The 11,906-nt window shown below is 64.8% G+C and carries 13 protein-coding genes; 10 read left to right on the forward strand and 3 right to left on the reverse strand.

Going from position 1 to position 11,906, the window contains the following annotated elements; translation table 11 throughout:
* Positions 1-267: 267 nt before the first annotated feature.
* The 3 genes from ACRECS_RS12805 (at position 268) to ACRECS_RS12815 (ending at position 2,209) form a co-directional block, all read left to right on the forward strand.
* Positions 268-1,074 carry a transglutaminase-like domain-containing protein gene (locus tag ACRECS_RS12805; RefSeq protein WP_431583353.1) on the forward strand — a complete coding sequence of 269 codons (807 nt, stop codon included), beginning with the start codon at positions 268-270 and terminating at the stop codon, positions 1,072-1,074.
* Between the two features lie 37 nt (positions 1,075-1,111).
* Positions 1,112-1,435 carry a hypothetical protein gene (locus ACRECS_RS12810; protein ID WP_431583354.1) on the forward strand — a complete coding sequence of 108 codons (324 nt, stop codon included), beginning with the start codon at positions 1,112-1,114 and terminating at the stop codon, positions 1,433-1,435.
* Between the two features lie 222 nt (positions 1,436-1,657).
* A complete protein-coding gene (locus tag ACRECS_RS12815) occupies positions 1,658-2,209 on the forward strand; it encodes a hypothetical protein (RefSeq protein WP_431583355.1) in 552 nt (183 codons plus the stop codon).
* 51 nt (positions 2,210-2,260) lie between these two features.
* Here ACRECS_RS12815 and ACRECS_RS12820 read toward each other — a convergent pair whose 3' ends face one another.
* Positions 2,261-2,989 (reverse strand): extensin family protein, encoded by a 729-nt coding sequence (locus ACRECS_RS12820; protein ID WP_431583356.1) that lies wholly within the window; start codon positions 2,987-2,989, stop codon positions 2,261-2,263.
* 26 nt (positions 2,990-3,015) lie between these two features.
* A complete protein-coding gene (locus ACRECS_RS12825) occupies positions 3,016-3,789 on the reverse strand; it encodes an NUDIX hydrolase (protein WP_431583357.1) in 774 nt (257 codons plus the stop codon).
* A 78-nt stretch (positions 3,790-3,867) separates the two neighbouring features.
* On the opposite strand from ACRECS_RS12825, the gene ACRECS_RS12830 reads away from it, so the two are divergent.
* From ACRECS_RS12830 to ACRECS_RS12845, 4 genes are all read left to right on the forward strand, one after another.
* On the forward strand, positions 3,868-5,193 hold the full coding sequence (locus ACRECS_RS12830) for a M20/M25/M40 family metallo-hydrolase (RefSeq protein WP_431583358.1): 1,326 nt from the start codon (positions 3,868-3,870) through the stop codon (positions 5,191-5,193).
* A gap of 8 nt (positions 5,194-5,201) precedes the next feature.
* Positions 5,202-6,884, forward strand: coding sequence for an MFS transporter (locus tag ACRECS_RS12835; protein ID WP_431583359.1), 1,683 nt, complete (start codon positions 5,202-5,204; stop codon positions 6,882-6,884).
* 112 nt (positions 6,885-6,996) lie between these two features.
* Positions 6,997-7,173: a hypothetical protein gene (locus ACRECS_RS12840; RefSeq protein ID WP_431583360.1), complete on the forward strand. Its 177-nt coding sequence runs from the start codon at positions 6,997-6,999 to the stop codon at positions 7,171-7,173.
* Between the two features lie 59 nt (positions 7,174-7,232).
* Positions 7,233-8,093, forward strand: a complete 861-nt coding sequence (locus tag ACRECS_RS12845) for an SGNH/GDSL hydrolase family protein (protein WP_431583361.1) — start codon at positions 7,233-7,235, stop codon at positions 8,091-8,093.
* Positions 8,094-8,121: 28 nt separating this feature from the next.
* Here ACRECS_RS12845 and ACRECS_RS12850 read toward each other — a convergent pair whose 3' ends face one another.
* Positions 8,122-9,693 (reverse strand): DHA2 family efflux MFS transporter permease subunit, encoded by a 1,572-nt coding sequence (locus ACRECS_RS12850; protein WP_431583362.1) that lies wholly within the window; start codon positions 9,691-9,693, stop codon positions 8,122-8,124.
* A 74-nt stretch (positions 9,694-9,767) separates the two neighbouring features.
* Between ACRECS_RS12850 and ACRECS_RS12855 the strand changes: the two genes are divergently transcribed.
* Genes ACRECS_RS12855 through ACRECS_RS12865 form a run of 3 tightly spaced genes read left to right on the forward strand, consistent with a single transcriptional unit; the run spans position 9,768 to position 11,889 of the window.
* A complete protein-coding gene (locus ACRECS_RS12855; RefSeq protein WP_431583363.1) occupies positions 9,768-10,361 on the forward strand; it encodes a TetR/AcrR family transcriptional regulator in 594 nt (197 codons plus the stop codon).
* Positions 10,358-10,786 (forward strand): PaaI family thioesterase, encoded by a 429-nt coding sequence (locus ACRECS_RS12860; protein ID WP_431583364.1) that lies wholly within the window; start codon positions 10,358-10,360, stop codon positions 10,784-10,786. Before ACRECS_RS12855 ends, ACRECS_RS12860 begins: the two co-directional genes overlap by 4 nt.
* The gene (locus ACRECS_RS12865; RefSeq protein WP_431583365.1) at positions 10,783-11,889 is read left to right on the forward strand and encodes an HlyD family secretion protein; all 1,107 of its coding nucleotides are present in this window, start codon (positions 10,783-10,785) and stop codon (positions 11,887-11,889) included. The genes ACRECS_RS12860 and ACRECS_RS12865 overlap by 4 nt, the downstream gene beginning before the upstream one ends.
* The last annotated feature ends 17 nt before the right edge of the window (positions 11,890-11,906 follow it).

Below are 11,906 nucleotides of genomic sequence, written 5' to 3' on the forward strand. Positions count from 1 at the left end.
AGTCTATGATATATAATTATATTATATGAACTTCCCGCTAAGGCGATGGCCCGAGATATGACACAACCGGTGTCCCATATCTCTCGCCGCCGGTCCCCGATCCTGCCGCCCCAGCCATGTCGTGAGCAGCGATTCAACCATCACCCTGGATCGGGCACATCATCAAAGCGGCCGTTTCTCGGAGGTTTTTCTGGAATGAGCGGTCGATTGCCCTACACCGCATCTGCCGCGCCGTTCGGCAGCGATCGCGATTTCTCAGGAACACCAATGCGCCTCTCGATCGACGTCATGCTGGATTATTTCGTCGATGACACCGCGGAGGTGCTGCTGCAGATCGAGGTGGCGGCGATGGGTGATCAGCGGCTCGAACAGCAGGATTTGCGGATCTATTGCGATAACCCGCTGCGCGCGATGGCGGGCGAGGAGGGGATCGGGCAGCGCACCTGGGCGCGCGCGTCGGGCTCGTTCCAGGCCGAATATCGCGCGATCGTGGCGATCGACCGCGCCTTTGTCGATCTGTCGGCCCTGCCGGCGACCGCCATGGGAGATCTGCCGGCGGAGGCGATCCCTTATCTCCTGCCCAGTCGTTATTGTGAATCCGATCATTTCGAGGGCTTTGTGCAGAGCGAATTCGCCGGGCTGGAGGGCGGGGCGCTGGCCATAGCGATCGGCGAGTGGGTGCGCGGCAATCTGACCTATGCGTCGGGGTCGAGCAGCGGCGTGACGACCGCGATGATGACCTTTGCCGACCGGCGCGGCGTGTGCCGTGACTATGCGCATCTGCTGGTCACGCTGGCCCGCGCCGGTGGCATTCCGGCGCGTTGCGTGTCGGCTTACGCACCCGGTGTCGATCCGCCTGACTTCCATGCGGTGGCCGAGTTGTGGTTGGCGGGCGGCTGGCACCTGATCGATGCGACCGGCATGGCGAAATGCGGCGAGATCGCGCGCGTGGCGGTGGGGCGCGACGCGACCGACATCGCCTTCATGACGGTGTTCGGTACCGCGACGATGTACAGGCAGGTCGTGAAAGTCACTCGGCTGGACGACACGTCACGGAACGGGGACGCCGACTGATCGTTCTACTCCCGGAACAGCCGAGAGAGGATTGGCCATGACCGAGGACAGCAAGACGATCGACCCGAAGGCGCTCGACAGCCTGTCGGTCGCCCCGCCTGACCCCAAATCGGAGTCGGACCCGCGCGAGAATGATCAGATTCATCACCCGCGCCAGAATGCCGGGCAGGACGAATCGATCATGAAACGGCTGGAAAAAGACCCGGAGAATGAGGACGCGCGACTCGACGCTGCGCTGGATGAATCGATGGATGCCTCCGACCCGCCGGCCTCGACTCAGCCGGTGCATAATGTCGCGCCGGCGGAGTCGTCCGGGTTCGATGCCGAGGCGGAAGAGAAGATCCAGGCGGACCGGAAATAATCTCCGCTGCACTGCCCAGGTTGGGGATAACCGGAAAAATGTTGCGTAACTGTCGCACTCGACAAGGTTTTTGATCGTCAGAGGCCGTTCGTCGCAACCTTTGTTGCGTTGCAACAAGAACTATGATTCCATGCTTAACGCCGGACGACAGGGCGTTAAGCATGGCGTTAACCATCTTGGCGCATAGTTCATCCGGTCCAACAATGCGGGCGGGGTGACGACATGGCTTCCAGGATGAAACCAGCCAACGGCGCAATGACATTGGCTGAGATGAAGGAATTTGCCGGGTTCAGCTCGGCGACGCAGCGCTATGTGCGCCGCGCGCTCGATATCGGGCTCGATCGCGACGATGCGATGGCGCGCTGGTCGCGCGATGTGGTCGAGGCGGCGAGCATCCGGGCGCAGGCGCGGCTCTACGAACGGCTTCCCGACATTCGCGCGATGGTGCCCGACGATAGCGGGCTCGACGCGGTCGAGCCGTTCCTCGCGCCGCTGATGACTGTCACAGCGTTCGACCTGGGGCAGGGGCGGCTGACGACCTTTTCGGCTTATCGTTTCCTGTATGAACGGTTGATCGGCGCCGATGTGCGGCCCTGGTTGCCGGCGGCATTCTGCTCGGCGGCGGCATTGCCCCACCTTCATCCCGACCTGCGGCGCAAATTGCTGCAGTCGATCAGCGAGGCCGCCGCAACCGCGTCGGGCTGGTCGAACCGGGCCCCGGCCTTCTTCCCCAATTGGGTCGAGAAGGTCGACATGGCAGCGTTGCCGCACTGATCATTCGGCGCTTGCCTGGGGTGAGCAAGCGTCAGGTGGCCGATAGTCCGGTTATCGGCACGTGCGCCAGCTCAGCGCGCCGCGCTGCGCCTCGTCGAAATGCAGATGATCGTGATGTGCCGCATTATAGTCCGGCGACAGCGTGGTGGAGAACAGCCGGCACGCGCCGTTGCGGACGCTGCGCAGGAATGTACCCCTGTCACCATTATCCGCCCAGTCGTGCAGCACGGTGATTTTCGTCCCGTCCTCCAGCGTGAAGCCGGCAATATCGATCGCGTTGGCGGTGGCGTGCTCGCTTAGCGGCCCGGTCGCGCGGCCATAGATGTTGCGGCAATTATAGCTGCCGAGATGGTGGATGCTCGCCACGCGCTGTCCGAAATAGCGTCGCGCGGCGGGCTGCACGACGGTCCATTCCCACACCGAGAGCGCGGCGGCGACCGGGCAGGAGGTGCCGGTGGTCGTCGGCCAATAATCGGTACGGCGTGAACCGCCGGGGGCGAAGCGGACGCCGTCGGTATAGCCGCATCGTCCCGCGCTGACCGATGGCATCTGCGTATAGCTGACCCCCGCCTTGTCGAGCAGTGCGCGGCATTTGGGGAAGTCCTGCCGTAGTCCGGCGAGCTTGCCTCCGGTGAACATGCCGACCGGCTGACCCAGATCGAGCGGCGTCCAGGGCAAATCCTGCGGCCGGCCGCGTAGCGCGGCGAACAGGGCAAGAAAGATCGCCAGCGCGATCGCCGCGGCGACACCCACGGCCGCAATACGGCGAAGGCCGGTCATCGGCGCGCCAGCTCAGTCATGTCGTCTTAGCCACGCATTGCGCTCGCGATCGCTTCCGACACGACCGGATAGCCGATGTCCGAAGGGATGCAGAGAAACTCCGCGCCATCGCGTTCTTCGACCCACGGTGTGACGGTCGCGACCGGATGTCGGATCGTATCGTCGACCGCATCGGCAAAGCTGCGATACTGCGCGAGCCGTTCGAGGTTGCGTCGCGTCGGAAAGATGATCCGCACCTCTCCCGCATCGGCATCGTCGAGCACCTGCTGTGCCGTCGCCCAGAGCAGCCGGACATTCTCGGTCGCATCGACCTGTGGCAGCGGCGCGTCGGCGGGCAGGCGCGCGAGATAGAAGCGCGTGTCGAAGATTCGCATATGCGCATGCCGCGGCAGCCAGCGCGCAAACGGGACGAGCGCAGATGGATCGAGCGACAGGCCGGCGTCGGCCAGCGCTTCGCCGAACGACCTGCCGCCGTGCAGCGCGGCGCGCAGTGCCGCGAGCGTTTCGGGGGTCGGCGTGGGGATCAGGCCGATCGGCATGGCGACCTCCTCGATCGTCTCGCGGATCGCCCCGACGCGCGCGGCCATATCGTCGGAATCGCCGCCAAGGATCGTTGCCAGCGAATGATCGCCCGGATCGATCCGGCCGCCCGGAAAGACCAGGGCGCCTGCCGCAAACACCATCGCCTTGGCGCGTTCGACCATCAGCAATTCGGGCGGGCTGTCCGGCCTGTCGCGGAACAGCACCAGCGTGGCGGCGGGGATCGCGTCGGGAAATTCTTCGGGAAACTCATCGGTCATGGGGGTCACCCTAATATCGCGCCGATCGCGGTGATAGTTCCTTGGCAGGCGCATCGGAATGCCGCTAGTCTTTCGTCCATGACCCATATCGCTCTTCGCGCGCTGCTTGGCGTTGCTCTTATCGCCCCCAGCTCAGTCCTTGTCCCTGCCACTGCTGATGCCAAGCTGTCCGCGACTGAAGCGCGCATGGCGAAGACGGTTGATGCCGAATATGAACGCTCGGTCGCTTTGCTGCAGAAGCTGGTCGATCAGAATAGCGGCACGATGAACTTTGCCGGAGTCGACCTGATCGGCAAGATGATGCGCGCCGAACTCGAACCGCTTGGCTTCACGGTTGAATGGAAACCGCAGGCAGCGGCCAACCGCGCCGGGCATCTGATCGCCACCAAGAAGGGCAAAGCGGGCGCGAAGAAGCTGCTGCTGATCGGTCATCTCGACACGGTGTTCGAAAAGGATTCGCCGTTCCAGAAATTCACCCGCAAGGGCCAGGAAGCCGAAGGCCCCGGCGCCGGCGACGACAAGGGCGGGATGGTCGTTATGCTTGCCGCGCTGCGCGCGATGCAGGCGGCCGGGACGCTCAAGGATGCTGAAATCGAGATTATGCTGTCGGGCGATGAGGAAGATGCCGGCGACCCGATCGAGGTTGCCCGTGCCGACCTGATCGCAGCGGGCAAGCGCGCCGATGTCGCGCTCGATTTTGAAGGGCTGTCGATCGAGGACGGCAAGGACATGGGGTCGATCGCGCGGCGCTCTTCCAATAGCTGGACGATCACCACCACCGGCAAGACCGGCCATTCCTCGCTGATCTTCTCGAACGAATATGGCGACGGCGCGATCAATGAAATGACGCGCATCCTGGCTGCATTCCGCAAGGAATTGCCCGAGCCCAATCTGACTTTCAACACCGGCATCATCGCCGGCGGATCGAGTGCCGCGCTTGATGCCGATGCGGTGCGCGCGACGGCGGCGGGCAAGGGCAACATCATTCCCCAGACCGCTGTCGCACGCGGTGATTTCCGCACCCTGTCGCCAGAACAAACCGACCGCGTTCGCGCCAAGATGCAGGCGATCGTCGCGGCGCATGCGCCGGGCACCGATGCGAAGATCAGCTTCGATCCGGGCAGTTATCCGGCGATGGCGCCGACGCCGGGCAACAAGGCGCTGCTCGATGCGCTGAACGTCGTGAACAAGGACATGGGGCTCGCGCCGATGGCCGCGCTCGATCCGCTGAAACGCGGCGCCGGCGACATCTCGTTCGTGGCGAGCGACGTCGATGGGCTGGTCGGCCTCGGCACCAGCAGCCGCGGCGACCATGCGCCGGGCGAGACGGTCGATCTCGACAGCATCCGGCGCCAGGCCAAGCGTGCCGCGATCCTGATGACCCGGCTCTCGGCGGCGAAATGACGCCTGAAATGAGCGCCGATTTGCCGCAGCATCATGCGGCAACCCAGAGCGAGAAGCTCGTCATCGCCGCATCGTCGCTCGGCACGGTGTTCGAATGGTACGATTTCTACCTCTACGGCCTGCTCGCGACCATCATTACCAGCCAGTTCTTCTCCGGCGTGAACGAGACGACCGGGTTCATCTTCGCACTGGCGGCATTCGCGGCCGGCTTTGCGGTCCGGCCATTCGGGGCATTGCTGTTCGGGCGGATCGGCGATCTGGTCGGGCGCAAGAATACCTTTCTCGTCACCATGGGCATCATGGGCCTGTCGACCTTCCTGGTCGGCTGGCTGCCGAGCTATGCCACGATCGGTATTGCGGCACCGATCATTCTGGTGCTGCTGCGGCTGTTGCAGGGTCTGGCGCTGGGCGGCGAATATGGCGGTGCGGCGACCTATGTCGCCGAACATGCGCCCAACCATCGCCGTGGGCTCTACACCAGCTTTATCCAGACGACTGCGACGCTCGGCCTGTTTGCCGCGCTGCTGGTGGTGATCGGGGTGCGCACCGCGATGGGTGAAGCGGCCTTCGCCGACTGGGGCTGGCGTGTGCCGTTCATTGTCTCGATCGTGCTGCTCGGCGTGTCGCTCTGGATCCGCATGCAGCTCGAAGAGAGCCCGGTGTTCCTCAAGATGAAAGCGGAAGGGAAGGGCTCCAAGGCGCCACTGACGGACGCGTTCGCGAAATGGGGTAATTTGCGCATCGTCATCATCGCGCTGGTCGGTGCGGTCGCGGGGCAGGCAGTGGTCTGGTATACCGGGCAATTCTACGCGCTGTTCTTCCTTGAAAAAATGCTCAAGGTCGACGGCGCGACTGTCAATATCCTGATCGCCATCGCACTCGCGCTGGGTACGCCCTTCTTCCTGATCTTCGGCTGGCTGTCGGATCGGATCGGGCGCAAGCCGATCATTCTTGCCGGTTGTGCGATTGCCGCGCTGACCTATTTTCCGCTGTTCCATGCGCTGACCAATGCCGCCAATCCGGCCCTGGCGGCGGCGCAGGCGACCGCACCGGTGACGGTCACATCCTATAACGATGCCTGCTCGTTTCAGTTCGATCCGATCGGCAAGAACCGCTTCGACGCATCGAGCTGCGATGTCGCCAAATCCTACCTCGCCAAGGCCGGCATTCCCTATGCCGCGATCAAGGGCGCCGACGCCGAGCTGCCAGGCGCGCCGACACTCGACCGCCAGACCGTGGTCGCAATCGGCGGTGCGACATTGGCGATGCCTGACCCCACGGCACTTGCCCCCGAGCCGCGCAAAACCGCGATCACTAAATTTCAGGGCGAGCTGCAGGAGAAGCTGACGGCCGCCGGCTATCCCGCCAAGGCCGATCCGGCGCGGATCGACAAGCCGCTGGTCGTCGCGATCCTGTTCATACTCGTGCTGCTGGTGACCGCCGTCTATGGTCCGATCGCCGCGTTGTTGGTCGAGCTGTTCCCGACCAATATCCGCTACACTTCGATGTCGCTGCCCTATCATATCGGCAATGGCTGGTTCGGCGGTTTCCTGCCGACCACGGCGTTCGCGATGGTCGCGGCGACGGGGGATATCTATTACGGCTTGTGGTATCCGATCGTGGTGGCAGCGTTGACCGTCGTGCTGGGACTATTCCTGCTGCCCGAGACTTTCCGCCACACCATCGATTAAAGGCTGCCCGGTCGCGATCCGCTTCGGTGTCGCTAGAACTAGTGACACGGCGATCTGCGGCATCTGATATGGGCCTGCGGACGTCGCAACCGCTGGGGGCATCGGGCAGAGCATGGATATCGCACTCATCGTCGTGCCTCCGATCGCGCTCGGTCTGGCCGGATTTTTCATCATGCGCCGCCGGATGCCGCGTAAAAAGCCATCGCGCTTCCTGTCATACACGTTCGAAAATAGCGGCGCCGCGAACGAGCCACGGCAGGCGGTCGAAGGTGCTGCTTTCCGGAAGTAGACGCGGTAACCCTGACGATCCTGGGCGACACGCTGGTCGCCTGACGGCGGGAGAAAATGATGCGACACATAGTCCGAACCGCGATCCTGGCGCTTGGTCTCGGGATCGCCGCCGTTGGCCAGACTCAGACCACGCCGACGCTGCCGGTCGGGCTGGTTGATGATCCGTGCATCGGCGCACCGCAGATCACCCCGGGACTGGAACGCTATCGGCAATCGCAGTTCGACCGCTCGCCTGGTGCGAAGATCATCCCGCCACCGGCTGCCGAGCTTGCGGCGTACAGGGCTGCCCAGGCCGAACAGGTCAAGCGCGACTGGGCTGCCCTGTGCCGCTACCGCGCCGATAATGCGCGCCTTGCCGGCCGTCCGGCTGCGGAGCACCGTATCGTCTTCATCGGAGATTCGATCACCGAAAACTGGTCGGTCGCGCATCCCGGTTTCTTCGCGAACGGCGTGATCAATCGCGGCATCAGCGGCCAGACTACACCGCAGATGCTGGTGCGGTTCGAGGCCGATGTTATCGCGTTGCAGCCAAAGGCGGTGCATATCATGGCGGGCACCAACGACCTTGCCGGCAATACCGGCCCGACGACGATGCTGGATATTCGCAACAACATCATCGCAATGGTCGCGCTCGCCAGGGCGAACGGCATCCGCGTCTTCCTCGCCTCGACGCCGCCGGCCGGGGCATTCTCCTGGCGACCGGGGCTCAAGCCGGCGGCGCAGATCATCCAGCTGAACGACTGGCTGCGCAGCTATGCGAAGCGGGTCGGCGCGACCTATCTCGACTATCATGCCGCGCTCGCCACCAGCGAGGGGGCGCTCAGGCGCGAACTGTCGCCCGATGGTGTGCATCCCAATAATGACGGTTATGCCGCGATGGAGCCAATCGCACGCCGCGCCATTTCTTCACTGCGCTAAGGTGAAGAATCGGCGGCGATTTCGATCCCTATCCCTGTTTCGCCGGACGGCAGAAGGGCACCAGCACCAGCGCCGCGATGAACAGCCAGGCCATGATGCGGAACACATCGTTGAACGCGAGCGTCAACGCTTCGCCGCCGACGACATGGCCAAGCGTGGCCTTGGCCATCAGGATCGCGCGGTCGGGATCCGGCGTGGTCTGGCTGAAGCGCGCGGCCAGCCGGGCGACCATCACTGCCGCGCTCTCGCCGATCGAGCCAAGCGTCTCCGACATGCGCAGCGCGTGCAGCCGCGCGCCGTCCTGCAGCCAGGTATTGACCAGCGCGATGCCTATGGCCCCGCCCAGATTGCGCATCAGGTTGAACAGGCCCGAGGCATAGCGCAGCTCCGGCCCGGCAAAGCCGGTCAGCGCCAGGTTCACGCTCGGCACGATGCACAGCATGATCGCGAAGCTGCGCACCGCCTGCGGCCAGAACAAGGCGGCGAAGCCCCATTCGGGCGTCATATAGGAGAATAGCCACAGCCCGAGGGCGAACAGGCTAAGGCCGAAGGTGATGACGATGCGCGGATCGACGCGCTGCGACAGGCCGGCGGCGATCGGCACGCCAAGCATCTGCACCACGCCGGCGATGAACACGGTTGTGCCGATCTCCGACGCGTTATACCCGCGCACCTGGCCGAGGAAGAGCGGCACGAGATAGGTCGCGGAATACAGGCCAAAGCCGATCACCAGGTTGAACACACAGGCGAAGATGAAGGTCGGGCGGCGGAACGGCGACAGGTTGACGATCGGGCTGGGCGAGCGGATCGACCGTTCGAGGAACAGCAGGAAAGCGACGAACGCGAACCATGCGCCGGTGGCGATCGCGCTGTCCTCGAACCAGTCGTTGCGCGGCCCTTCCTCCAGCACATATTCGAGCCCGCCAAGGAACACCGCCATCGCCGCGAGATGGACCCAGTCGATCCGTTTGAGCATCGAGGGATTGGCGCGATCGACCTTGATGAACGCGATCGCGAGCAGGCACACCAATGTGCCTGGAACGATGTTGATATAGAACACCCAGCGCCAGCCGAACGCATCGGTGATCCACCCGCCCAGCGTCGGCCCGAGCGTCGGCGCCAGCACCGAGACCATGCCGAGGATCGCCGGGATCATCGCGCGCTGCTTGCCCTCGAACATCGCAAAGCCGGTGGCGAACACCGTCGGCACCATCGCCCCGCCGACGAAGCCCTGCAGCGCGCGGAACGCGATCATCGATTCGATGCTCCAGGCCAGGCCACAGAGCGCGCTCGCCAGCGTGAACAGGCCGGCCGACAAGGCGAACAGCCAGCGCGTCGACATCGACTGGGCGAGGAAAGCGGCGAACGGAATCATCACCAGCTCCGCCATCAGATAGGCGGTCTGCACCCAGCTGATTTCGTCGGCGCTGGCGGACAGGCCGGCGCGCACTTCGTTCAGCGACGAGGCGACGATCTGGATATCGATCAGCGCCATGAACTGGCCGAACGCCATCACGCCGAAGATCAGGAACTTGATCCGGTCGGGCAGCGCCATCGGGTTGATCGCGGGCGGGGCGGGGGAGGCGGCGGCGTTGGACATGGGCTCTCTTGCGGGACCCCTTGCACGCCGGGGCATCATTATATTATATGCATCATATAAACGGAGACGACAAGATGCGCTACGACAGCGATCACAAGAGCGAGACGCGCAAACGCGTGCTGACCGAAGCCGCGCGCGACATCCGTGCCAAGGGGCCGGGCGGCATTGCAGTAGCCGGAATCATGGCGCGCGCCGGGCTGACCCATGGCGGTTTCTATGCCCATTTCAAATCGAAGGACGATCTGATCGCCGAAGCGATCGGCACCATGTTCGACGATGCGCGCGACCGTTTCGACAAGGCCACGGCGGAGACCGATCCGGCGGCGGCGCTGCGCGCCTATCTCGATTTCTACCTCTCGCCGCGTCATCGCGACACGCGCGAGCGCGGCTGTCCGTTGCCGGCATTGTCGTCCGATCTGGCACGGCTCGATCCGATCCCGCGCGCCCGTTTCGGGGAGGGGGTTGCTGCACTGACCGAGCGGCTGGCGGACGCGCTCGACCGGCACGGTATCGCCGATGCGACGGTCGCGGCATCCTCCATGCTGTCGGAAATGGTCGGCGCGGTGTCGCTGGCGCGCGCGGTGGACGATGCCGCGCAGTCCGACGCGATCCTCGACAATGCTGCAATCATGCTGCGCCAGCGCTTCAAGCTGGAGGTCGCGGCATGAGCGGGCTCAGCGGACCGGAGCAATTGCGCGCGATGATCGCCAGCGACGCGCAGCCGCCGATCGGCCGAACACTCGACTTCTCGCTGGTCGAGGTCGGCGATGGTCGCGCCGTGTTCGAGGGCAATCCCGACAGCCGGACCTATAACCCGCTCGGCACGGTGCATGGTGGCTATGCCGCGACCCTGCTCGATTCCGCCTGCGGCATCGCGACCCATTCGAAGCTCGCGCCAGGGCAGAGCTACACCACGCTCGAACTCAAAATATCGTACCACCGCGCGATGACCGCCGACACCGGGCCAGTCCGCGCCGAGGGGACGATCACTGCGTTCGGCCGCCGCGTCGCCTTTGCCGAGGCGAAGCTGACCGACGCCAATGGCCGGCTGCTTGCCTCCGCCAGCTCGACCTTGCTGGTGATCACGCCATGAACGCCATCACCATGCCGCTCGATGTGCCCGTCAAGGCAAGGCGCAAGTTGCCTCGCGCGCTGGTTGCCGGTGCGGGTGCTGTCCTGCTCGCCGGCGCCGGCGCGACCTGGATCGCCATGCCGGGCGCCAGCGAAAGCACTGACAATGCCTATTTGCGTGCCGATACGACCATCGTCTCGGCGCGGGTCGGCGGCACGGTTACCGAGATGCTGGTGCGCGACAATCAGCAGGTCCGCGCCGGCGACCCGCTGATCCGGATCGACCCGCAGGAATATGACGCGAAGCTGGCGGTGGCCCAGGCTTCGGTCGGCGACGCCGATGCCGGGGTCGCCAGCGCAAAGGCTGCGCTCGTTACCTTTGTCGCGGATCGGCAGGTCGCCGAGGCGGATGTCGATGTGGCGCAAAGCACGATCGTCTCGGCCGATGCCGAACGCCGCCGCGCGGAAGCCGATACGGCGCGCTATCAGGCTCTGTCGGAACGCGGCTTCGTGACTCAGCGTGACGCCGAACGCATCGCCGCGGCGGCGGTCGATGCTCGCGCGCAGTTGCGCCGCAGCGTCGCGAGCCTTGCGGTCAGCCGTGACAGGGCGACCGCGACCGGCGTCAGACGCGCCGCGCTCGAGGCCGATCTGGCCAAGGCGCAGGCAGTGGCGGCACGCGCTCGCGCGAGCCTGAGGCTGGCGCAGCAGGATCGCGGCTATGCCTTTGTGCGCGCGACGGTATCGGGCATGATCGGTAATCGCCAGGCGCAGACCGGCGATCTCGTCCAGCCGGGCACGCGCCTGCTGAGCATCGTGCCGCAGGCCGGGCTCTATGTCGTGGCGAACTTCAAGGAGACTCAGACCGGCCGGATGCTGATTGGTCAGCGCGCGCGGGTGAAGGTCGATGCGCTGGGCGGCGAGCCGCTGACCGGGCGGATCGACAGCTTCGCGCCGGCTTCGGGCTCGGAATTCGCACTGCTGCCGTTCGAGCCTGGTTCGGGCAATTTCACCAAGATCGTGCAGCGCGTGCCGGTGCGCATCGCGCTCGATCCCGGGCAGCCGATGCTGGCGCGGCTGCGTCCGGGCCTGTCGGTGACCGCGAGTGTGCGCGTCAAACCTTGAAGCGAGACGTGACCGCC

It is taken from the genome of Sphingomonas sp., from assembly GCF_050725575.1.
GTDB lineage: Bacteria > Pseudomonadota > Alphaproteobacteria > Sphingomonadales > Sphingomonadaceae > Sphingomonas.